The following is a 22,268-nucleotide window of genomic DNA, read 5'->3' as shown; positions in this document are numbered from 1 at the left end:
CTCGGCTCTTTTCTCGATGGCGTTGAGGTGTTTAGGCGCCGGCGCCGGCGCCACCCACCATGCCACTGCGCAGGTCGCTCTGACCGTCGTTGGGTCGCAGGTGCCGGGAGACGGCGGTTTCCGGCGAGCCAGCCATTTCACGGAACATGCCCATGGAGCCCAGCAGGGCGGAGGATTCATAGGGCACGAAGACGCGTTCTCCTTCCTGGGCCATGGTCGGCAGGACCTTGATGTAGCTCTGGCCGAGCAGGTAGCCGACCACGGTCCGCTTGTTCTCCTCGCTGTCACCGATGGCATTCAGGACCAGCTTGATCGACTCCTGCTCGCCTTGGGCACGCAGGATGGCGGACTGCTTGTCGCCCTCGGCGTTGAGGATCGACGACTCCCGCTGGCCCTGGGCCATGGCGATGGCCGCGGACTTCTCGCCCTCTGCCTCGGTCACTGTGGCGCGGCGCTTGCGCTCGGCGGCCATCTGCAGGCGCATGGCGGACTCGACCTCCTCGGGCATGGCGATATCCTGCACCTCGACCCGTGAGATCTTCACCCCCCACTTGGACGCGGCCTCTTCCATGGCCCGCTGGATCTCGTTGTTGACCTCGGCGCGGGACTCGAAGAGCTTGTCGAGTTCCATCTTGCCGACCACCGAGCGCAGGGTGGTCTTGGCCAGCACCTCCACCGCCTGGCTCATGTTCTCCACTTCATAGACGGCGCGTTTGGGGTCGATGATCTGGTAATAGAGCGCGCCATTGATGTTAACCGTGACGTTGTCGGTGGTTACTACGGGCTGGCCAGGAAAGTCCATCACCGTCTCGCGCCGGTCGATGCGGATCTCGTCGCTGGTGATGGCGTGGTACTCATCTCCCATCTTGCGGTAACGGATCATGGTGATGGCGCGGGGCTGCTCGATGAAGGGGATAATCAGGTTGATCCCGCTTTCCAGCAGCCGATTGAAGGAGCCGAGGCGCTCGATCACCATCACCTCGGACTGGCGGACGACCACTAGGCCCTTGGTGATGATCAGGATGCCGATGACGACGATGATCAGGCTCATGATCAGGTCTGGACTGACGGGTAATTCCATGTTCAAGGCTCGCTGTGTCGAGATGTGGCGTCCGTGTTGCGGGATGTCTGCCCAACGATGGCGGTGGTGCCATCGAAGGACAGGAAGGTGACCCGGGTGCCCGCCGGAAGGTCGATTTCCCCGGTGTCGGTGACCCGAATCCGGAAGAAGTCACCATTGACCTTGATGCCGGTGGCACCATCGAAATCACGTTTCAGGGTGGTAAAGATGCGGCCCTTCTCGACCCCGGTGCCAGTAGTCCCGTAGGCCACGCCGCGTGGCGAGAACCAGGGGCGGATCACCCGGATGGCCAGTGGCACCAGCACGCCCGAGAAGACACCCATGCCCAGCAATTGCCAGGAGAGCCCGAGACCCAGCCAGGCGATGGTCGCGGTCAGTCCCGCGGCGAAGGCGAGGGCCAGCAGTACCATGCCGCCGGATACCAGCTCCGCCAGTCCCAGCAGCAGGGCGAGCGCCAGCCAGATGACGGCAGGGTTCCAGTCCATGGGGATCTCCTCGAGGCCAGCAGAGGCCCCATGGTACTGCATCGGTGCATCAGGGGGGCATTTGTCGGGCCGGCAAGAAGATGGCATCTTCACGGCTCTGTGCCAGGAGCCCCCAGATGCCCCAGCGATACTCGCCACGTCAGGCCCATGATCACGCCATGGCCCGCCTGGGCTTTGTTTCCGACGATGCCCAGCGTCGCGCCGTGGCGGTGCTCGAGGCCTGCTACCAGGCCCTGCATGACGCTTCGGCAACGCCCCGGGGCGTCTACCTCTGGGGCCCGGTCGGCCGCGGCAAGACCTGGCTGATGGATCTCTTCCACCGGCACCTCGACGTTCCCTCGCGGCGCCTTCACTTCCACCACTTCATGCGCTGGGTACACCGCCGCCAGTTCGAGCTGGCCGGTACCGCCGACCCGCTGACGGCGCTGGCCCGGGAACTCGCCGGCGAGGTCCGCGTGCTGTGCCTCGACGAGCTGTTCGTCAGCGACATCGCCGACGCGTTGATCCTCGGGCGACTGTTCAGCGCGATGTTCGACCACGGGCTGGTGCTGGTCTGCACCTCGAACCAGGCGCCGCACCAGCTCTATGCCGAGGGCTTCAACCGCGAGCGCTTCCTACCTGCCATCGCAGCCATCGAGTGGCACATGGGGGTAGTCGAGCTCGACGGCGGCCAGGACCACCGCCTGCATCCCGGTCGGGCCCACCCGCGCTACTGGGTCTCGCGTCCCGGCCATCCGAGCGCCCTGAATGAGGTCTTCACGCGGCTGCGCCAGGGCCGACCCGAGGACCACGCCTCCATCGAGCTGGGACGTCGCTCGATCCCCGTGGTGGCGCGCAGCGAAGGGGTGCTCTGGTGCCGCTACGCCGCGCTGTGCGAGAAGCCACTGGCGGCGCTGGACTTCATCGCCCTCTGCGACCGTTTCGACCATGTCCTGCTGAGCGAGGTGCCTTGCCTGAGCCGTCGCGAGGCGGCGGCCCCCATCACCCGGGGCACCGAGGACGGGGTGGCGCGGGTCGACGCCGGCGAGCGTGACTTCCCCGAACTGTCCCGCCATGACGACGGCGTGCGGCGCTTCATTGCCCTGGTCGACGAGTGCTATGACCGGCGCATTCCGCTCTACCTGGAGGCGGAGGTGGCGCTGGGCGACCTCTATCCTCACGGCTACCTCGCCTTCCCGTTCCGGCGGGTCCTCAGTCGCCTGCAGGAGATGCAGCTGGCGCGCTTCGGTCGTGACCTCGATCTGGAGAGCCCGGGTGGCTGATCACCACGAGATCGTGCGGCTCCACCTCTTTACGCCGGACCAGCAGGGGCTCTATCGCCGCCTCGGCTGGCAGGACCACGAGACCCTGGTCCATCACGTTAAGACGGTGACCCTCATGATCCGGCGCCTGCCCCTGCAAGGGAGTTGAATCTGGCACGGTCGGCATTCCGCCACCGATGAGGCGAAAGGGCGGCGTGATGCGCTATGCTGCCGGGCGGCAGACAAGGGAGTGACGATGTGACAGGGCTGGTCTACTGGCTGGACATGGCAGGGGTTATCGTCTTCGCCCTCTCGGGGGTGGTGCTGGCCTGCCGCTCGAGGATGGATCCCTTCGGCATGCTGGTGCTGGCGGCGGTGACCGGGATCGGCGGCGGCACTCTGCGAGACCTGGTGCTGGGGGTCCGTCCGGTCTTCTGGGTGACGGATCCGACCTACCTCTGGGTGATCCTGGTCACCGTGGGCCTGTCGATCCTCGGCTTCCACTATATTCACCGCCTCTCGCGTGGCTTCTTGCCGGTGGCCGATGCCTTCGGCCTGGCCCTCTTTACGGTGATCGGGGCCCACAAGGCCCTGATGCTCGAGGCGCCCGGCGTGGTGGCGGTCCTCATGGGGCTGCTCACCGGGGTGGCCGGCGGGATGATTCGCGATGTCCTCGCGCGCCGGGTGCCCATGGTGCTTCGTCGTGAGGTATATGCCATCGCCTCCATTGCCGGCGGCATGGCGTTCGTCGGTCTCGAGGCCATTTCCGCGCCGCTGGGGATATCCATTGCCACCGGGCTGGGGGTCACCCTGGGGCTGCGACTCTCGGCCATCTATTGGCACCTGTCCTTGCCGGTGTTCGCCTGGGTAGTGGTGCAGCCACCGCAAGCCACCGAGCTTCGTGACGAAGGCGGGCAGGACGAGGACGACGGCCAGGACCAGGCGGCAGCGACGCCTCAGAGGCGAACCAAGACGCGGGTGAAGATGATCACGTCTGGTCGTTCCCGGCGTGGGGGCAAGTCAAAATGAGCCACCAGCGGCGGGTGGCTGCCGAAAGATCCCGCCGCGTGCTGGCCATCAGGCTTCTGGAGTGGCCGGACAGGCTCTATCCTGGGTCGGCACGGGCCTCTCTTCAATAAGAGGAAGCCCTGGCTTCCTGAATCGGCATGTCTTCCAATTGTGGTGCCAGCTCATCGCAGATATGCAGGTAGAGCGGCATTAATGCTTTCTGCATCCCGCTTTCTGCCTTCTGGCGATCGATATAGTAGGCACTGCGTCGGCCATGAAAATTGATGGTTTTTCCTACCTTGGTGAAGTGGAATCCTGCCATGGAAAGTAGCCGGGGAAGCCTCGGCTCCATCATGGCGAAAACCTGAATTTTTCCCGAGAGTCTTCCCAGGGCATATCCCGCAAGGAATAGACCACTAACCAGCAAGGGAAAAGTCCGTTTTTCCTTAGCCGTGAAGAGCATCGGGCCTCCGGATACTCCCGGGACATCGTTCTGCTTCAGCTTCGCGCGGAACTGCCGGCTTACAGCCAGTCGAGAAATTTCGTAGTAGCTGTCTGGCGGAAGCTTGTCCGGATGGAACCTCGGATGTGTGAGGCTATGATAGCCATAAAACTGGAGTGGTAGCTGGTTCAGCGGGGAGGGGCTTGAAGGGTCGGGAATCACGAGCCTTACACACCCTGCCAGGAGCCCAGTTCTGCGGTGCTCGATCACACAGTGGATTGAGCACTGGTCATGGATGTCATGTTCAAGCTTCCTCAAAGGATCGCTGGGCTTTTCATATCCGAGTTCTGCGCAGTAGATGTCATATCTTAAGCGATAGACTCTTTCCTTATCCTGCGGGCTTTTTGCCAGCTTGAAGCTGAATTCATCCATGAATTGCTTAAGAAGCATCGAGGACTCATCGCTGTCCTTTGTAGAGCTTGAGAAGGGCTTCATTCGATGGTCCTTTCGAGAAAAATTTCAGCAAGGCCTTCGGGGGAATGGTCGGCGCTATGTATGCCAAGTTACTCCGAATGCCTCAGGCACTGTGATCGGTTTGCCTAGGTGGAATCCCTGACCATAGGTGATGCCATAAGATTTCAACATTGGCAGCAGGGCTTCCTGGTCGACGAACTCGGCGATTGCCTGCTTGCCGAATCCTGCGGTGATATCGGCAATGGCCTGTACTATCACGCGGCTCTCCGGGCTGATCGAGAGGCTACGGATGAAGGAGCCATCGATCTTGATGTAATCCACCGGTAGCTGTTCCAGGTAATGGAAGCTGCTGAACCCCACGCCGAAGTCGTCCAGGGCCGTACGGCAACCCAGGTCACGCAGCGCCTGCAGCACACCACGTGCAGTGGAAAAATCGGTAACGGCGGCCGTCTCGGTGATCTCGAGGATGAGATGATGAGGATCGGCACCACTGGCCGCCAGTTCGTCGGCCAGATACTGTTTCAGGCCTTCATCATGCAGAGACTGGCCAGAAAGGTTGACCGCCAGGCTGACGCCCCTGTCCTGTAGCTGGCGAAGGACGCGCAGACTGTGTCGCAGCACCCAGCGGTCGACCTGCACGATCTGACCGCTGCGCTCCGCGACTGGGATGAAATAGGAAGGCGCTACCAGGCCGCCGTCGGCATCGCGCATGCGCAGCAGCACTTCGTAGTGCTTCACGTCGCGATCCTCCAGCCGCATGATCGGCTGCACCATCAACTCGAAGCTGTTTTCTGCCAAGGCGCTGCGTACGCGTTCCACCCAGTAGACCCGCTCCTGCAACTCGTCCTTGGCACTCTCGGCCTTCGAGAGCAGGTGCCAGTGCTGGATGCCGCTCTCCTTGGCCTTGTACATGGCGACGTCGGCACTGGCCATCAGATCGGCCGGCGTCGCGCCGTGGGTCGGGAACAGGGCAATGCCGATGCTCGCATTGACCCGATGTCGTCGTCCTGCGGCAGTGAACCTGAGGCTGTCGAGCAACTGGTCGATATGCTGGGCAACCTGAACCGCCTGGTTCTCGTCGGCACCCGTCAGCAACAGCGCGTACTCGTCGCCCCCCAGGCGAGCGATGACACCGCGATGGCCCAGGTTCAGCAAGAGGGTTTCGGCCACTTCGCGCAGAAGTCGGTCACCGACATGGTGGCCGCTTAGCTCATTGACCTCCTTGAACTGGTCCAGGTCCAGCAGCAGCACGGCACCTCGTGCTTCTCGCCACAACGCCTGCTGCAGGACGTCCTGGAAGTAACGTCGGTTGTAGAGTTCGGTCAGGGGATCACGCTCGGCCAGCCAGGTCAGACGAGCTTCCGCGGCCTTTCGTTCGGTGATGTCGAGGCCCACCGAGATCCGCGACATGCTGCCATCGGTGCCGGACGGCAGCGGGGCATGGTACCAGGCGATGGTATGGAGGCGTTGATCCGGGGTCAGGAGAGTTCGCTCCTCCTGCTGCGGGGTGTCGAAGGTTCCAGCAAGAGAGGAACTGCCTGCTTCGAATACATCGACGAAATGGCGACCCAGCAGGGAGGACTCGTCCAGGTCCAGCATCGCGCGGGTATAGTCGTTGACCAGACTGATCCGTCCCCGGCTGTCCTGGGCGATGATGAACACCCGGGCGGTATCCAGCAGGCTGTTCACGAAGTCCCTTTCATGGGCCAGTTCCTCGACGCGCGCCGCCAACTGGTCACCGCGTGCCTGGACCTCTTCCTCCAGCATCTCGAGCTGATGAGAGAGCTCCAGCGTCGTGCCCTCCAGCACGTCGATCTCATCCGGCAGGCGGCGGCGTACAGAGGGAATCGCTGCCCGGATATCGTCGAATCCCCCGCTGGCCAGCGTCGGAAGCAAGCCGGCGATCCGCCGCAGGCGCGCCATGGGGCGCAGCAGTATCATCAGCAGCATCAATTCCGCGACGATCCAGCCCACCAGGCCCACCCCCAGCAGAGTGCGCGTATCCTCGTTGATGGCCTGGATCTGGGTCGAGATATCGGAGATCAGCAGGAAGTATCCGGTACTGCGTCGGTCAGCATCCTCGTCCATGCGGACCGCGCTGAGTTCGAGTTGTTGGCCCTGTTCCTGCAGGTGCCGAGGGGTTTGCAGCAGGGCGCTGATGGATCCGAGGCCTGCTGCCCGCCGCAGCAACGGCAGGCTCTCCTCCTCTCGCGTCAGTGCCAGGAGATAGCCCTTCCAGGGGGTGAGGTGGCGTTTTTCGGGAAGGTCACGGCTCTCCAACGCGCCGGTCACCAGCAGGGCCACTTCGGCGTTGGAGACCTCTCTGGCCTGCCGGGTCACATCGGCCAGCGAGCGTGAGAGTACGACCAGGCCGACGCTCTCGCCATTCACCAGCACCGGAACGGCGGCGTACTGCTGGCAGTCGGTCGTGCAGCGTAGTGCCGTGATGGGTACCTCGGTATCCATGACCTGCTGTACCCAGGACTGGATCGGTAAGTTGTCTTCCTGCTGGACGGAACCCCAACGACCCATGGTCCGTCCCCGGACATCCACGACCAGTATCTCGTCGATGCCGGCCTCGAGCTGCAGGGTCGGCCACTGGGAGGCCAGCGCCTCCTCGACCTCTTCCGCGTTGCCTGCCTCGAGGGGCGGCCCAAGACGCGGCGAGGCTGCGGCCAGGCCCGCCAGCTGGCGCAGGTTCTCTGCAGAACGCTGGAGGGCCAGGCGGATCTCGCGTTGCTGCCGCTCATGGTGCTCGCTACGGCTCTCCTGGAACTGGCGGGTCAGATTGTCGTGGCCCAGCCACGTGAACAGCACCACGAGCCCCAAAAGCAGAAGGCTGCTCAGGGCGATGACACGCCATGTCAGGCTGAGTCGATGACGAGTCCGGAGGGACGATGGGGGGGTCATCTCTGTGGTTTCCAGGCCAGGAGCATTAGGACATCAGAAGCGCAGCGAAAGCTGGAACAGCACCATGTTCCAACGACGGCTGGTTTCCGATGGGTCCGGATTATCCTGGACAGGCAGCCAGCCGGTACCATCGACATGGTGATACTCTCCGGCCAGCAGCAGGCTGGGGTGTGGCGTCCACTGAAGTCCCAGAGTGATATCGTCTGCAAACTGGGAGTGTGCGGGTCCGAGGCCACTTGCCTCAAACCCCTTGCCGGAAGTGTCGTCACGATTGTTGGTCAGGCTGTCGTAGCGTACCAGCCACTGCCAGTCATCAAGGAAGCGTCGGGTATATTGCAGATACCAGCTTTCCCCGGTGGTATCGAAGTTCAATCGCGGGTCATTGAAGTTTTCAAGGCCGGACCGTCGCAGAGCATATTCTGCTGTCAGGCTCCAGAGTTCCTGATTATATTGCAGCGAGAATACCCATGGCTTGAAGTAGAAGTCTCCATCGGTCAAGCCGGGAGCCTTCGAATTGAAGTGTACCTTGGCATTGGCAGCGCTCAAGGCAGCAACAATTCTCCCACCATCATGTTCATAGCGGATCTGCCCAATGGCAGATTGCTCCGGGTCCAGTGAACCTGTCACACGGTCCAATCGAAGCGTCTGCCGCAAATCATCTTCTGCCTGGGGTGCACCCAGGCCAAGTTGTCCTCTGATGACGCCTTTGGGCAGGCGTTCCTCCAGATAGAGTGTTACCCCGTCGCCCGTTAGAGCCAATGAACGTGTTCGGTCGAAGTAGATGGATTGGGGCAGCAGGATACTGGGACGCGTAAAGGCCACATCACGGGTCTGGTTGTAGAAGCCGAACGGATTCTTGATTCGGCCTAGCTGGATGCCGAGGGTCCGCTGCTGGTCGGAGAGCATCTGATAATCGATCAGCCCGTAGTCCAGCTTTGGGCTGGCATCGCCGCCATCCCCGCCTGCGCGCCGGCTCAGTACCTGGGCGGCCAGCAGCACGTCCTCGTGGGGCCGCAGTGAGGCATTGGCGCCTATCTCTGTGAACTTGAAACTGCCCTCGCCTTCGCTGCTGGGGCCGAAGAAGTCGTTGTCATCACTGATGACCAGCGCCTGGCTCATGAAGCCATGCAACTGCAGGGTATCCAGTACGCCTTCGTCGCTCCGAGCCTGGACAGACAAGCTCAGGGTCAGCGCGGCGGCCATGGCGGTTATGGAGCGGGGATCACTCCATCGAAATGACTTGGACACGATCATCCAGGTACTCCCTTTCAAGATATCCCAGAGCACCGGGAGTGTTGGCGATGCGCTCAAGCATCTCCTCCTGGTTGCGAACTCGGTTGGGGGCCTGCCCGGTTCCCGAGAACACCATGCGGTCCCAGGCCAGCTGCAACTGATGCGGGTAGACGGACAGCTGTTCCTTGGCAAAGCGGGCATGCACGGGGTGGTCGTTGTCGAGCACGAAGACCCGCACGGCCTGCCCATCGGGCCAGGTGCGCTGCCTCATGGCGAAGATGGCGCGGGTGGTGTCGCGCGTGAGGTGGCGTGTCGCTACATCCGGATGTGCCACCAACAGGACGGGAACGTCCTGAGCGGTGGCCGTTGTGCCGGCCAGCGACAGGCCGGTCAGCAGCATCACGGTGGCCAGTGTCAGAGCGGTCAGGCGCGCCATGGGGCGTGCCTCCCTGATCGGCGAGCAGCAGCGGAGATCACCATCGCGAGGGAGTGATTCAGGACGATTGGTAGCATCGGGGTGTGTGTTCCCGTTGTCTGATGAACGTCAGGTTCATGCACCATGCAGGCTCAGCCCGCATTTCGTGAGTGTATGAGTCGATGACGCCTTCTCCCTGCAGCCCCTGAGGGGCATTCTCATTCTTATGTACGGTGCATGTCTCAGCTTTGCCACCGTGTGGGCACCAGAAAAATCAGCGCCCCATGACTAGTTTTGTCATCCTTATACGCTACATCACTTCAAGGAAATTTACAGGCAGGAGTATCAACGCGGGGTGAAAGTCCCGGCGGCTCGGGGCCGCCGGGGGAGGAGCTGCAGGTCAGAAGACCTGGAAGCTATCGGCATTGAGCCACAGGTGAGCCGCCACGCTGGCGATGTAGCCCAGCGCGATCACTGGGCTCCAGCGCAGATGGCCCATGAAGGTGTACTGGCCGCGGGCCTGGCCCATCAGGGCGACGCCAGCCGCCGAGCCGATCGACAGCAGGCTGCCGCCGACGCCCGCGGTGAGAGTGATCAGCAGCCAGTGGCCATGGGACATCTCGGGTTCCATGGTCAACACGGCGAACATCACCGGGATGTTGTCGACCACCGCCGAGATCACGCCCAGGGTGATGTTGGCGCCGGTGGCGTTCCAGCCCGTGTATAGCGCCTCGGAGAGCATGCCCAGGTAACCCATGAAGCCCAGGCCTCCGACGCACATCACGACCCCGTAGAAGAACAGCAGGGTGTCCCACTCGGCGCGTGCCACCCTGTTGAAGACGTCGAAGGGCACCACGCTGCCCAGGCTCTCGAGCTTCTTCCAGTCGCCGCGCTGGCTGTATTTGGTGCGCTTGCGCTCCAGGGAGCGGGGCAGGGTGCGGCGCAGGTAGTAGCCGAAGAACTGCAGGTAGCCAAGGCCCGTCATCATGCCCAGCACCGGCGGCAGGTGAAGCAGGGTGTGACAGGCCACGGCGGTGGCCACGGTGAGCAGGAACAGGGCGATGATGCGGCGAGCACCGCGCTTGAGCCAGACGTCCTCTTTCATGCTGTCGGGGGTGCGGTTCTGGATGAAGATGCTCATCACCACGGCCGGGATCAGGAAGTTGATCAGCGAGGGGATCAGCAACTCGAAGAACTCATAGAACTCGATGATGCCGGCCTGCCAGACCATCAGGGTGGTGATGTCGCCGAAGGGGCTGAAGGCGCCGCCGGCGTTGGCGGCCACGACGATGTTGATGCAGGCCAGGTTGATGAAGCGCTTGTCGCCCTCGGCCACCTTGGTTACCACGGCACACATCAGCAGGGCGGTGGTCAGGTTGTCGGCAATCGGCGAGATGACGAACGCCAGCACGCCGGTGATCCAGAACAGTGAGCGATAGCTGAAGCCCTTGCGGACCATCCAGGAGCGCAGGGCATCGAAGACGCGGCGCTCGTCCATGGCGTTGATGTAGGTCATCGCCACCAACAGGAACAGCATCAGTTCGGTGAATTCGAGAAGGGTCACACGAAAGGCATGCTCCGACTCGGTGGGCATGCCTGCCTTCACATAGACCCAACCGATCAGCCCCCAGATGATGCCGGCGGCGACCAGCACCGGCTTCGACTTGCGCATGTGGATCTTCTCTTCCGCCATGACCAGGGCGTAGGCGAGCACGAAGATGGCGACGGCGAGAATGCCCACGAAGGAACCGGTCAGGTCGAGCTCACCGGTGGCGGCGAACGCCGGGCTGCTGGCGATGAGGGAGATAAGGGCAAGCATGAACATGCCCGGCCAACGCACGAATTGCCGTGGCCAGTGGGGAGTACGACAGGTTGTCAGCATGGCTGCGATCATCCTGAGGCAAGAGGTGGGGGGAAGTGTGGGTAGTATGAAAAAGTGGCCAGATGTTATCACAGCGTGTTGCGACGCAGTATGCTCCTTCCTTGTTAACCAGTGCGCCTTTGGTAGGACAGAGGCGATAGGGAACCCACCCACGCCCACCTATCCAACGGGCCGCGCAAGCCGTTATTTTGTGGCATCATCTTCCCTTCCGGCGTCTGCCGGAGACCAAGGATTGCCAATGACTCGGGGCAGGCTCACGACACATGTTTCTTGATGACTTCCATACACGGACGGATGACTGGGTCCGGATCTCCGCCGAGCAGGCCAGTCGCTTTGCCAAGCGCATCGCCGGGGACTACAACCCCATCCACAATACCGATGCACGGCGGTTCTGTGTGCCTGGCGACCTGCTGTTTGCGCTTGTCCTGGCACGCTATGGGCTCTCGCAGACCATGAGCTTCCGCTTCCTCAGCATGGTAGGGGGCGACGTGCCGCTTTGCTTTCTCGAGCACGACGATGGCCTCATACGCGTCTGTGACGATCAGGGCAAGTGCTACCTGGAGGTGACCCACGAAGGCGAGACGACTCGCGACGAGGCCGTGGTGGAGGCCTTCACCCGCAGCTACGTGGCCTTCTCGGGCAAGAACTTCCCCCACTACCTCAAGCCGCTGATGGAAGAGCAGGGAGTCATGTTCAACCCGCGTCGTCCGCTGGTGATCTATGACAGCATGGGTTTCTCGCTGGAGCGCCTGGACGGCCCGTTGCCTGGCCTCGAACTCCTCGACTCCTCACTATCGGTGGTCGGAAAACGCGGCGATGCCCTGCTGGAATTCCGGATCACCGCCGGCGGTGAAGAGGTCGGTACCGGCTCCAAGAAGCTCGTGGTCAGCGGCCTGTGCGACTATGACGCCGCCGCCATGGACGAGGTCGTCGCCGAGTTCTACCGTCTCAAGGACGCCTACGAGCGGCAGGACTGACGTGCCCGACCGCCTGGCGCCATGCATCACCACCGGCAGGATGCCCATTGCCCGCCCGCCGGGCAGCGACGGTCTAGCAAGAGGATGACGACACGATGATGCGCACGCTGCTGCTGGAAGCCGATGGCCAGGTGTCGAGAGGCGGGGAGGAGCTGATCGCGCGCTGGCGCGATACCCCCGACAGCCGCATCTGGATCGACCTTCAGGGCGCGGCGCTCGACGATCAGCGGGTGTTGCTCGAGGCCTTCGACTGCCACCCGCTGGCGATCATCGATGCCCAGCGCGAGCGCCACCCGCCCAAGATCGAGGAGTTCGAGACCCACACCCTGATCCTCTACCGGGGCATCTCGTCCTTCGATGCGGAACTCAACTATGCCCCGCAGCAGGTCGCCTTCTTCATCGGCGAGCGCTACCTGATCAGCCTGCACCCGAGCCTCGCCATGAGCATCGATCGCATGTGGGAGCAGGACGGCAGCCGGCTCCTGGCGAAATCCCCCGGCCATGTGGCCCTGAAGATCATGCACCTCTCGGCGGGCTTCTATCTCGACAGCCTGCTGGAGTTCGAGACCCAGCTCAGCGATCTGGAGGACGGCCTGGTCGAGGCCGGCAACGACAGCCTGATGAAGCGGATCATCAGCTACAAGTCGCGGCTGGTGAAGATGCGCAGGGTGTTCAACTACCATCAGGCGATCACCCAGGAGCTGATGGCCTACGACTATTCGCACCTGCCCCGCGATGAGGCCGACACCCTTCACGCCATCAACGACGTCCACGAGCGCTTCGAGCGCCTGCACAGCCTGACCCAGATGTACTACGACATCTGCGGCGACCTGGTCGATGGCTATATCTCGCTTTCCTCTCACCAGCTCAATATCACCATGCGGGTGCTCACGGTGATCACCGCCATCTTCGTGCCGCTGACCTTCCTCGCCGGCATCTATGGCATGAACTTCGCCAATATGCCCGAACTCGCCTATCGCTGGGGCTATTTCGTTTTGCTCGGCGTGATGCTTGCCATCGGCATTGCCCTGTTGTGGGTGTTCCGGCGCAGGAAGTGGCTGTGATAGCGACCGACGGCCACCGCGTCAAGAACCAGCGGCTCCGGGTGTCGCAGCTCCTGCAAGGGCCAAGGTGGAACGCTATGCTGTAGAAAGGCCCATCCGGGCCTTCGCGTTCACCGTTACCCTATCGGGAGGTGCATCATGACAACGCCCATCATCGCCGGCGGCATACTGCCTCGGCGCCTGCTTCTCTGCCTGCTGTTCGTCGCCCCGGTAGCCCTGGCCAGCGGAGGCCACGACCTGACCTTCCAGGGCGATGCCAGTTTCGGCGGCCCCCATGGCGGCCAGGCCGTTCAGGTGGCCCTGGTCGACGCCGCCTCCGGCGAGGTACTCGAGACGAAGTCCGGCACGGTCTCCGCCGACGTTAGCCCGGCCTTCTCCTTTGACTTCCCCGGCGCCCTTAACGAAGGGAGCAGCTACGAGGTGCACTACTGGATCGATTCCAACTTCGGCGGCGGCACCGAGGGAAGCTGTGATCCCAAGGGTACCGACCACCAGTGGAGCGTGTCGCTGGAGGGATCCGGCGAGGCGGTCACCCACGCAGAAAGCCATGACCCCGGCGCACAGTCGGACGTCTGCGCCACTTTCGAGTAACGGCCTTCTCAGCCAGGCCTGCGGTGCCACTGACGACCGAGCCCGGCTTCCGCAGGCGCCCCGGTCAGTCGCTGGCCGGGCGCCTGCTTCATGCTTCCTTGCGTAACGGGTCGAGCAGCTCGCTCAGCCCGTTGTGGTCGATCTCGTGCATCAGGTGCAGCAGGCGGCCGATCTGGCTGTCGGGAAAGCCCTCGCGGGCGAACCAGTTGAGGTAGGGGCCTGGCAGGTCGGCGATCAGGCAGCCTGCGTGCTTGCCGAAGGGCATGCGCAGGGTCACCAGTTTCTCAAGATCTTCGGGATTCACTAAGCTGGCTCCATGACGGGCTGAGGCGACCTGACCAAGCCGGATTTGGCGCTTGTTGGGCCCACCTCGCGTCCTGCGGGTCGACCGCCGTCTATGCGGTAACCCGCACCCGGTTGCGCCCTTCGTGCTTGGCGCGGTAAAGGGCGTGGTCAGACCGCTCCAGCAGAGCCTCGGCCTCCTCGTTGCCCTGAAACTCTGCCACGCCGGCCGAGAGTGTCAGCCATAACTGTTCGGCCGCAAGAGGTGTCGTCTCGAGACGCTGGCGAAGCCTGTCCACGGCCTGGCAGGCTTCTTCCAGCGTCACTCCAGGCAGCAGGATCAAGAATTCCTCGCCGCCGAGACGAATGACGTGGTCATGCTGACGCATCGCGTCCTTCATCAGTTCGGCTGTTTCGCTCAGCACACTGTCGCCCACCGCATGGCCGTAGCGATCGTTGACCCGCTTGAAGTGATCCAGGTCGCAGATAGCCACGCACAGGGGAGTGGCATAGCGGCGGCTGCGCAGGATTTCCTTCTCCAGCAGGCCCAGCCCGGCGCGACGATTGAGCAGGCCGGTCAGTTCGTCGTGGTGGGCCAGAAACTCCAGGCGCTGCTCCAGGGACTTGCGCTCGGTGATGTCCAGCACGAAGGTGACCTTCTTCACCTGGCCGTTGCCGTCCCGAATGCGTGCGGCCTTGGCCAGGATGTTCTTTGGCTGGCCATCCCTGCCCTGCACCTCCCACTCCTGGGTGGCCTCCAAGTCGCTTTCACCGGCGATGAACCGTTCATGCAGGTCGATCAGCGAGGGCCGGTTGGCCTCGGGCACCACCATGGTAAAGGGCTGGCCGAGCAGTTCCTCCTCGCGATAGCCATAGAAGTCACAGTAGGCGGGGTTGACCATCTCGAAGAGGCCATCGGCGTCGGTGACACAGATGCCGATGGGAGCGGCATGGATCACCTTCTCCGTGTTGCCGAAAGGTTCGAGGGAAGGCGTCATGAGTCGGTACCGGGGAGAGGGAAGGGGGAGTCGAGCACGGCCGACAGCTACGTATCATCTGCGCAAAGAGACCCTTTTGCCGATACCTTAATACCACCGAGCGTTTGCGTTGTCATCGGCGGCGGAGCCTCATGGTATCGCCACTGGCAGACACGCGGCCGGACCCGGCTATTGCGGCATGACGCGGCGCTCAAGCGCCTCCAGAAAGGCCCGGATGCGCGCCGCATTGGTGCCCACGTCGCTGGTGCCGAGCCGCGAGGCGGAGCGCATGTCCACCCGCACTTCGTCGCCCGTCACGCCATCACCCGTCTCGGTCATGCGGATCACCACGTCGTCCTTGAAGCCGAACCAGAAGGTGGTATCGGTGGCCTCGAGCCTCCGTTCCTCCAGGGCGGCGATCTCCCAGCCGGCCTCCCGGGCCTCGGCCTCGGCGGCCGTTCGCACCGCCTCGAGTGAGGCCGCCAGCATCAGCGGCTGGATGTCGGGGTAGGCCTCGCGCTGCTGGCGGGCGGTCTCCTCGCCGGGGTAGGCCACGGCATTGGGGGCGGCCTCCCGGGGCGCCACCAGGGCCTCGAAGGCGGGCGGGTCCAGCAGGTCGGTGGTGATGTCGTGGATGGGCGGCACGCTGCGCGCCTGCTGCAGTTGCAGCCAGGGCACCGCGACCAGTGCCAGGCCGGCCAGGATCACCAGGGCGCCGAGCACGGCCGGCAGGAGGCGGCGGGTGAGGGCGGCGATGAGCAGGCTCACCAGGCCCAGACCGGAGGCGCCGAAGGCGATGAAGGCGCCGTAGCGCAGCATGCTGAAGGCATCCCCGAGGGCGAGTGCCTCCAGGCGATAGGCGGGCCCGGCCCCGGCCATGGAAAGGGCCGCCAGGCTGGCCAGGATGCCCCCGGCCAGCGCCACCTTGAAGGCCAGTCCCTGGCCTCGATGTCCCGATACCATGCGCTCTCGTGTCATGCTGGCTCCTCGCGTCGGTCAGCCCATGTCATTCGGTGGCCGTTCTTCCGGTGAGCATCGGCCGTGGATCATCGCTGGTCATGCCCGTTGCAGGGTCGGAAGAGGGTCAATCCAGCACGATCAGGTGATTGGGCAGTTCGTTGCGCTCGTGGGTGGCCGGTACCTGCTCCTTGAGATGTTCGCCGCAGGCCTCGATGCACTCCAGGAACCCCTTCAGCGTCTCGCCGGCCTGTACCCGCCGGGTGAACGCCGCCACGATGGATTGCCAGGCCTCGTCGTCGATGCGCGCCGAGATGCCCCGGTCGACCAGGATCTCCACATACCGCTCGGCCTCGGAGACGAAGATCAGCATCCCCGTTTCTCCCTCGGTATGGTGCAGATTCTGCTCCAGAAACTGCCGCCGGGCGAGGTTGGCCGCCCGCCAGTGGCGCACCGATTGCGGGATCAGCCGGGTGGTGATGGTGGGGAGGCGGAACACCAGTCCCAGCACGATGAAGGTCGCCCACTGCGCCAGCGTCAGCTCATAGGCCGTCAGCCAGCCGGGAAAGTAGTTGACCGCACCGGGTACCACCAGGGCCAGCAGGCCGGCCCAGAGCAGCGGGATATAGGCATAGTTGTCCGCTCGCGGAGCCAGCACTGTGACCAGTTCGGCATCGGTCTCGCGTTCGACCCGATGAATCGCCTCGGCGACCTGGCGCTGCTCGTCTTCACTCAATAAAGCCATGGGGATCGTGATCTCCGAATCCTGATTGTCATGTGGGTGTCGCCGCCGGAGGGAGGGCGGGATTACCAGCCGCCGGACGCGCCGCCGCCGCCGAAGCCACCGCCGCCGCCTCCGAAGCCGCCACCTCCACCTCCACCGAAACCACCGCCGCCGCCGCGCGACCTGCCGCCGAGCGCACCGCCCAGCAGCATACCGGCCAGCAGGCCGCCGCGACCGCCCCGAACCAGGGCCATCACGATGCCGAACATCACGAAGAAGAGAATCGAGGCCGGTCCCTCGGGTTTCTGCTGGCCGGCCTGGGCGCTGGCGGTGGTGGTGGTGTCCAGGGGCTCGCCGCCCAGCACCCGGATCATCGCCTCCACCCCCTCGGTGATGCCGCGGGTGTAGTCGCCCTCGCGGAAGGCCGGTGTCAGGATCCGGTTGATGATCACCGAGGACTGGGCGTCGGTAAGTCGGCCCTCGAGGCCATAGCCGACCTCGATGCGCACCTTGCGCTCATTCGGCGCGACGATCAGCAGGGCGCCGTTGTCCTCCTCTTCCTGGCCGATGCCCCAGTGGCGCCCCAGCTGATAGCCATACTCCTCGATGGTCACGCCCTGCAGGTCGGGCAGGGTGGCCACCACCAGCTGCTCGGTGGTGGCCTCCTCGTGCGCCGCGAGCTGCTCGCTCAGGCGTGATTCGGTGGCCCGATCCAGCAGGTCGGCCTGGTCGACCACGCGACCGGTCAGCTCGGGGAAGTCGAGCTGCTGTGCCTGAAGGTCCTGGGCCTGGAGGCCCAGGGTCCCCGACAGCAGCAGCGCCAATAACGGAATGCGCAGAAGATCGATCATTCAAACTCCACCTGGGGGGCCTGGTCGGCGTTCTCGGTCGTGGCGTCGAAGGTCTCGCGAAGCTGCATGTCGCTGTAGAGGACCGTATGCCACAGGCGACCGGGGAAGGTGCGCAGCTCGGTGTTGTAGCGCTCCACCGCGGTGATGAAGTCGCGCCGCGCCACGGCGATGCGGTTTTCGGTGCCTTCCAGCTGCGACTGCAGGGCCAGGAAGTTCTGGTTCGACTTCAGGTCGGGATAGCGCTCGGACACCGCCATCAGGCGGCTCAGCGCCCCGCTGAGCTGCTGCTGGGCCTGCTCGAACTGGCGCATCTTCTGCGGGTCGTCCAGCGACTCGGCATCGATCTGGATGGACGTGGCCTTGGCCCGCGCCTCCACTACGGCGGTCAGGGTCTCCTGCTCCTGCCGGGCGAACCCCTTGACCGTCTCGACCAGGTTGGGCACCAGGTCCGCGCGCCGCTGGTACTGGTTCTCCACCTGCGCCCAGGCCGATTTCACCTGCTCATCGTAGGTGGGGATGTTGTTGACGCCGCAACCCGTCAGCAGCATCGCCATCATCAGCACAAGGGCGAACCGCCAGACGCGAGGGTCGGGAAGCGTGGAGTGTCTCGTCAGCATGGGGTCGGTCATTCCTGTCATTGCGGTTCGATGGTGTCCAAGGTACAGCTCAGGGGGATGCGAAGGAAGCGACGCCATGCCGTCCGGCAGCGAACGGGACGGCCGCCGAGCGATGCAAGGCGGCGCCGAGTGAGGGAGAATGTCGCGATACCCGAGCTTCACCGCGCGCCCTGACGACGCTGTCCGACACCACGCCACGAGGTCCCATGAATCCCACCATCGAGCTGCTCAAGTCCCACCGTTCCATCCGCAAGTTCACCGACCGGCCGGTCTCCCGCGAGCTGCTGGAGGAGCTGATCCGCGCCGGGCAGGCCGCGGCCACCTCCAGCCACGTGCAGGCCTACAGCGTCATCCACGTGACGGACTCCGCCCACCGCGAGGCGATCGCCGAGCTGGCCGGCGGCCAGGGCTATATCGCCCGCTGTGCGGACTTCCTGGTGTTCTGCGCCGACATGAAGCGCCCCACCGAGGCCGCCGAACGCACCGGTGCCCGGGTGGTGCGTGGCATGACCGAACAGCTGCTGGTGGCCAGCGTGGACACCGCCCTGATGGCCCAGAACGTGGCCATTGCCGCCGAATCCGAGGGGCTGGGCATCTGCTACATCGGCGGAATACGCAACGATCCCCAGCAGGTCAGCGACCTGCTGGAGCTGCCGGACCACGTCTTCCCGGTGTTCGGCATGTGCCTCGGCTACCCGGCCCAGGATCCGGACGTGAAGCCCCGCCTGCCGGTGTCGGCGATACTCAAGGAGGACACCTACACCGACGACCGTGAGCAGGTGGCTGACTACGACGAGACCATGCACGGCTACTACCAGGCGCGGAAGGGCGGCAACAAGCAGAGCGACTGGTCGCGCAACCTCACCCCGCTGTTCGACACCAAGCTGCGCCCCCACATGCGTGACTTCCTGGTCAGGCGCGGCTTCGAGATGAAGTGAGCCATGCCTCATCCGCGGAGGTGGCGAAGGCGGTGCGCCGGTCGGCAGGCCAGCGCCACCCCAGGGGTCACCCCCGTGTCCTGGGGGTAAAGGAGCCGCTCACTCAGCCGTCGGCCAGGGCACTCGCCCGATGCGTTTTCGGGCTGATGCCCCGCACCCGCTTGAACGCAGCGCTGAACGCATAGGGCGTGGCATAGCCGACCTTCTCCGCCACGCTGCCGACCGTCTCGTCGGGCTGGCAGAGCAGGTCCGCTGCCAGGGCCATGCGCCAGTTCTTCAGGAAGGTCATGGGCGGTTCGCCCACCAGGTCGTGGAAGCGTCGTGCCAGGGACGCCCGCGAGGCACCCGTCTCCAGGGCCAGGGCGCCCAGCGTCCAGGGACGAGCGGGATAGTCATGCATCAGGCGCAGCGCGCGCTCCACGATGCGGTCGCCCTGATGGCGCCACCAGGCCGGTCGGTCGGCGTCCTGCCGGGCAAACCAGGCCTTCAGCACGGCGGTGATCAGCAGGTCGAGCAGGCGGTCGAGCACTGCCGCCTGCCCCGGCTCGTCGACGACCACCTCGTCGCACAGCAGCGGCACCAGGGGCGATTCCCAGTCGCGATGCGACAGCGACAGCACGGGCGGCAGCGAGCGCAGCAGGCGATCGCTGATGTCGCTCAGGTGCTCGTAGGCGCCGACGAGGAAAACCGTCTCGCCCCGGGGATCGTTGCCCCAGATGCGCACGCCATGGGTCATCTCCTCCCGCACGGAGCGGCCATCGAGGTCGCAGCAGCGCTGCCCCGGGTGGATCACCACCTGCGGGGGCATCGTGGGTGCGTGGGCGACGGTGTAATGGGCCGGGGCGCGAGTGACGGCGATATCGCCCGGGCCGATGCGCACCGGCTCGCCCTCGTCGGGCATGAGCCATGTCTCGCCCTTCACGCCGGCGATCAGCGTCAGGGGCGATTCGGCGACGATCCTCAGCGACCACGGCGGGGTCATCACCGTGCGAAGGGTGAAGGCCCCGCGGGCCCGCGGGGCGTCCAGCAGTCCACCTAGCGTATCCATCGCACGATTATAGACGGATGCGTATGAAACCGAGGGTCTCGCGCATGGTGGGCCAGCGGTGCCCTCCTTAATCTTCAAGGTGTCACCCACGCCCCCCGGGGCAGCACAGCTTGATCTCGAGGAGAATGCACCATGAAGGCACCATCCATCACCCAACAGGATCAACAAGGCGTCGTCCTCGTCCTGGGCGGCACCGGCAAGACCGGGCGTCGCGTCGTCGAGCGCCTCCAGGCCCGCGGCATCGAGACACGCGTCGCCTCGCGCTCGACGACCCCGGCGTTCGACTGGAACGATCCCAGCGGCTGGGAGGCGGCCTTCGAGGGCGTCACGGCGGCCTACCTCACCTACGCCCCGGACCTGGCGATCCCCGGCGCCATGGAGGCGATTCGCCGTGTGGTGGACCTGGCCGTCGCCAAGGGCGTCCGGCGCCTGGTGCTGCTCTCCGGGCGCGGCGAGGAGGAGGCGCAGGCCTGCGAGCGGGTCCTCCGGGCAGCCGACGTCGAGTGGACGGTGGTGCGCGCGAGCTGGTTCATGCAGAACTTCTCGGAGGGCGAGTTCCTCGGCATGGTGCAGGCCGGCGCCATCACCCTGCCGGCGGGCGACATCCCAGAGCCCTTCATCGACGTCGATGACATCGCCGATGTGGCGGTGGCCGCGCTGACTGAGAAGGGACACGCCTACGAGACCTACGAGGTCACCGGGCCCCGCTGCCTGACCTTCGCCGAGCTGGCCGAGGAGATCTCCCGCGCCGCCGGGCGCGAGGTGGCCTTCGTCCCGGTCCCCGCGGCCGACTTCGCCCGCGCCGTCACCGCCTCGGGCGCGCCGCAGGAGGTCGCCTGGCTGCTGAACTACCTCTTCGAGACGGTGCTCGACGGGCGCAACGCCTACGTGGCCGACGGCGTGCAGCGGGCGCTGGGCCGTGAGCCCGCCGACGTGACGGCCTTTGCCCGCCGCATCGCCGCGCACGGCACCTGGCAGGCCGCGGGCGAAGAGACGCCCGCATGACCCTGCTGGCGAAGCCCAGCAGGCAGAGTGCCAGGGCCACCAGGCTGACGCCCTGGCCCAGCAGCCATCTCAGGCCGATCTCTTCCATGGCCTATCCACTGCCGAGGGGGAGGATGAGGAAAAGCCCCGCCATGCCAGCCCGGCCGCCCGGTGGCAGGCGATGGACTTGCTCGTGAGTGTGCCACGGTAGAGACTCGGCACAGCGCATACGGGCTGCGCACCCGACGCTTCCTGCCATCCCATTTTCCTGCCAAGCCATGGAGGGCCGATTGAATGGCGAGCCAAGCCGACCCCGACCTGGCCCCGCGCCTGCGTGAGTGGCTCGAGGGCCTGCCCGACGTGGCGGTGCCGATCACCTACCAGCAGGCCGCCGAGGCGCTGGGCCTCTCGCCGCCGGGCACCATCCAGCGCGTCGCACTGGCCCTGGAGGCGCTGATGTGCGAGGACGTCGCCGCCGGCAGGCCGATGATTGCCGCCCTGGTGGTCAGCCGCCGCGGCGACCTGCCCCGGCCGGGCTTCTTCGAGCTGGCCGTGTCGCTCGGCCGCTTTCCCGCCGTCCCGGCAGGCCTTGATTCGGCCTATCGGCAGGAGCTCGATCGGGTGCTGGCCCGCCGCGGATGACGCTCATGGACGGCCTGCTAACTCACTGATAGGGTCGAGATTGTATCGGTAGCACACACAAGGACATGGAGGTGTCATGAGCCATACGCCGCACGAACTGGTTGAGGAGTTTCCCGAGCATGCTGAGCGCATCCACAGCCTCAAGCAGTCGGATACCCATTTCGCGAAACTCGTCGAGGATTACCACGAGGTAAACCGGCAGATCCACCGGATGGAGACCGAAGTCGAGCCGGTGGCCACCCACATCGAGGAGGACGCCCGCAAGAAGCGCGTCGCCCTCAAGGACGCCATCGCCACCTACCTGAACGAGTGACTTAACCGGCTCGCGTCTGACCCTGTTCACGCGAGAAGCCGATCGCCCGTCTCGCCACCATGGCCGGGACGGGCGATCGGCGTTTTGTCGTCATCTTGCCGTGGGCGTCGGGAACGACGGCCACCGCCCGTG

At 64.7% G+C, this 22,268-nt stretch carries 24 protein-coding genes; 10 read left to right on the top strand and 14 right to left on the bottom strand.

What is annotated here, in order from left to right:
- Nucleotides 1-31: 31 nt before the first annotated feature.
- Complete coding sequence (locus ABE960_RS02230) at nt 32-1,081, bottom strand: SPFH domain-containing protein (RefSeq protein WP_349760588.1); 1,050 nt, start codon at nt 1,079-1,081, stop codon at nt 32-34.
- Nucleotides 1,082-1,083: 2 nt separating this feature from the next.
- Nucleotides 1,084-1,566, bottom strand: coding sequence for an NfeD family protein (locus ABE960_RS02225; protein WP_349760587.1), 483 nt, complete (start codon nt 1,564-1,566; stop codon nt 1,084-1,086).
- 116 nt (nt 1,567-1,682) lie between these two features.
- Here ABE960_RS02225 and zapE point away from each other — a divergent pair, with 116 nt between their 5' ends.
- The 3 genes from zapE (at nt 1,683) to ABE960_RS02210 (ending at nt 3,836) form a co-directional block, all read left to right on the top strand.
- Nucleotides 1,683-2,828, top strand: coding sequence for a cell division protein ZapE (gene zapE / locus ABE960_RS02220; protein ID WP_349760586.1), 1,146 nt, complete (start codon nt 1,683-1,685; stop codon nt 2,826-2,828).
- Nucleotides 2,821-2,976, top strand: a complete 156-nt coding sequence (locus ABE960_RS02215; RefSeq protein WP_349760585.1) for a hypothetical protein — start codon at nt 2,821-2,823, stop codon at nt 2,974-2,976. The genes zapE and ABE960_RS02215 overlap by 8 nt, the downstream gene beginning before the upstream one ends.
- Before the next feature lie 89 nt (nt 2,977-3,065).
- The gene (locus ABE960_RS02210; protein WP_349760584.1) at nt 3,066-3,836 is read left to right on the top strand and encodes a trimeric intracellular cation channel family protein; all 771 of its coding nucleotides are present in this window, start codon (nt 3,066-3,068) and stop codon (nt 3,834-3,836) included.
- Between the two features lie 103 nt (nt 3,837-3,939).
- Here ABE960_RS02210 and ABE960_RS02205 read toward each other — a convergent pair whose 3' ends face one another.
- The 5 genes from ABE960_RS02205 to nhaD form a co-directional block, all read right to left on the bottom strand.
- Nucleotides 3,940-4,752: a PEP-CTERM/exosortase system-associated acyltransferase gene (locus ABE960_RS02205; RefSeq protein WP_349760583.1), complete on the bottom strand. Its 813-nt coding sequence runs from the start codon at nt 4,750-4,752 to the stop codon at nt 3,940-3,942.
- A 54-nt stretch (nt 4,753-4,806) separates the two neighbouring features.
- Complete coding sequence (locus ABE960_RS02200) at nt 4,807-7,641, bottom strand: bifunctional diguanylate cyclase/phosphodiesterase (RefSeq protein WP_349760582.1); 2,835 nt, start codon at nt 7,639-7,641, stop codon at nt 4,807-4,809.
- A 33-nt stretch (nt 7,642-7,674) separates the two neighbouring features.
- Nucleotides 7,675-8,895, bottom strand: a complete 1,221-nt coding sequence (locus ABE960_RS02195; RefSeq protein WP_349760581.1) for a hypothetical protein — start codon at nt 8,893-8,895, stop codon at nt 7,675-7,677.
- Complete coding sequence (locus ABE960_RS02190) at nt 8,864-9,310, bottom strand: hypothetical protein (protein ID WP_349760580.1); 447 nt, start codon at nt 9,308-9,310, stop codon at nt 8,864-8,866. The genes ABE960_RS02195 and ABE960_RS02190 overlap by 32 nt, the downstream gene beginning before the upstream one ends.
- 379 nt (nt 9,311-9,689) lie before the next feature.
- The gene (gene nhaD / locus ABE960_RS02185; protein WP_349760579.1) at nt 9,690-11,171 is read right to left on the bottom strand and encodes a sodium:proton antiporter NhaD; all 1,482 of its coding nucleotides are present in this window, start codon (nt 11,169-11,171) and stop codon (nt 9,690-9,692) included.
- Nucleotides 11,172-11,434: 263 nt separating this feature from the next.
- Between nhaD and ABE960_RS02180 the strand changes: the two genes are divergently transcribed.
- The 3 genes from ABE960_RS02180 to ABE960_RS02170 all read left to right on the top strand — a co-directional run bounded on the left by ABE960_RS02180 (nt 11,435) and on the right by ABE960_RS02170 (nt 13,803).
- Nucleotides 11,435-12,148, top strand: coding sequence for a DUF3581 family protein (locus tag ABE960_RS02180; protein ID WP_349760578.1), 714 nt, complete (start codon nt 11,435-11,437; stop codon nt 12,146-12,148).
- Between the two features lie 95 nt (nt 12,149-12,243).
- Complete coding sequence (locus tag ABE960_RS02175) at nt 12,244-13,212, top strand: magnesium transporter CorA family protein (protein WP_349760577.1); 969 nt, start codon at nt 12,244-12,246, stop codon at nt 13,210-13,212.
- Between the two features lie 138 nt (nt 13,213-13,350).
- The gene (locus ABE960_RS02170; RefSeq protein ID WP_349760576.1) at nt 13,351-13,803 is read left to right on the top strand and encodes a hypothetical protein; all 453 of its coding nucleotides are present in this window, start codon (nt 13,351-13,353) and stop codon (nt 13,801-13,803) included.
- 88 nt (nt 13,804-13,891) lie between these two features.
- On the opposite strand, the gene ABE960_RS02165 is transcribed toward ABE960_RS02170, so the two are convergent.
- The 6 genes from ABE960_RS02165 to ABE960_RS02140 form a co-directional block, all read right to left on the bottom strand.
- Nucleotides 13,892-14,107 carry a DUF3820 family protein gene (locus ABE960_RS02165; RefSeq protein WP_349760575.1) on the bottom strand — a complete coding sequence of 72 codons (216 nt, stop codon included), beginning with the start codon at nt 14,105-14,107 and terminating at the stop codon, nt 13,892-13,894.
- Between the two features lie 91 nt (nt 14,108-14,198).
- Entirely contained in the window at nt 14,199-15,083 is an 885-nt protein-coding gene (locus ABE960_RS02160) for a sensor domain-containing diguanylate cyclase (protein WP_349760574.1), read from the bottom strand.
- A 168-nt stretch (nt 15,084-15,251) separates the two neighbouring features.
- Nucleotides 15,252-16,040, bottom strand: coding sequence for a DUF1499 domain-containing protein (locus tag ABE960_RS02155; protein WP_349760573.1), 789 nt, complete (start codon nt 16,038-16,040; stop codon nt 15,252-15,254).
- Between the two features lie 106 nt (nt 16,041-16,146).
- Complete coding sequence (locus ABE960_RS02150) at nt 16,147-16,764, bottom strand: TPM domain-containing protein (RefSeq protein WP_349760572.1); 618 nt, start codon at nt 16,762-16,764, stop codon at nt 16,147-16,149.
- A gap of 62 nt (nt 16,765-16,826) precedes the next feature.
- Nucleotides 16,827-17,594, bottom strand: coding sequence for a TPM domain-containing protein (locus tag ABE960_RS02145; RefSeq protein WP_349760571.1), 768 nt, complete (start codon nt 17,592-17,594; stop codon nt 16,827-16,829).
- Nucleotides 17,591-18,211, bottom strand: coding sequence for a LemA family protein (locus ABE960_RS02140; protein ID WP_349760570.1), 621 nt, complete (start codon nt 18,209-18,211; stop codon nt 17,591-17,593). Before ABE960_RS02140 ends, ABE960_RS02145 begins: the two co-directional genes overlap by 4 nt.
- Nucleotides 18,212-18,417: 206 nt before the next feature.
- On the opposite strand from ABE960_RS02140, the gene nfsA reads away from it, so the two are divergent.
- Complete coding sequence (gene nfsA, locus ABE960_RS02135) at nt 18,418-19,149, top strand: oxygen-insensitive NADPH nitroreductase (protein ID WP_349760569.1); 732 nt, start codon at nt 18,418-18,420, stop codon at nt 19,147-19,149.
- Between the two features lie 103 nt (nt 19,150-19,252).
- Here the strand turns inward: nfsA and ABE960_RS02130 are convergent, their stop codons facing one another.
- The gene (locus tag ABE960_RS02130; protein WP_349760568.1) at nt 19,253-20,197 is read right to left on the bottom strand and encodes an AraC family transcriptional regulator; all 945 of its coding nucleotides are present in this window, start codon (nt 20,195-20,197) and stop codon (nt 19,253-19,255) included.
- Nucleotides 20,198-20,329: 132 nt separating this feature from the next.
- Between ABE960_RS02130 and ABE960_RS02125 the strand changes: the two genes are divergently transcribed.
- From ABE960_RS02125 to ABE960_RS02115, 3 genes are all read left to right on the top strand, one after another.
- The gene (locus ABE960_RS02125; protein ID WP_349760567.1) at nt 20,330-21,202 is read left to right on the top strand and encodes an NmrA family NAD(P)-binding protein; all 873 of its coding nucleotides are present in this window, start codon (nt 20,330-20,332) and stop codon (nt 21,200-21,202) included.
- Between the two features lie 273 nt (nt 21,203-21,475).
- Nucleotides 21,476-21,823 (top strand): hypothetical protein, encoded by a 348-nt coding sequence (locus ABE960_RS02120; protein WP_349760566.1) that lies wholly within the window; start codon nt 21,476-21,478, stop codon nt 21,821-21,823.
- A gap of 76 nt (nt 21,824-21,899) precedes the next feature.
- Entirely contained in the window at nt 21,900-22,136 is a 237-nt protein-coding gene (locus tag ABE960_RS02115; RefSeq protein ID WP_349760565.1) for an HP1242/YdcH family protein, read from the top strand.
- Nucleotides 22,137-22,268: the final 132 nt, after the last annotated feature.

It is taken from the genome of Halomonas aquatica, assembly GCF_040196335.1.
Lineage (GTDB): Bacteria > Pseudomonadota > Gammaproteobacteria > Pseudomonadales > Halomonadaceae > Halomonas > Halomonas aquatica.
Note: the sequence above shows the minus strand (reverse complement) of the source record. Positions and strands in the feature narration are given on the sequence as shown.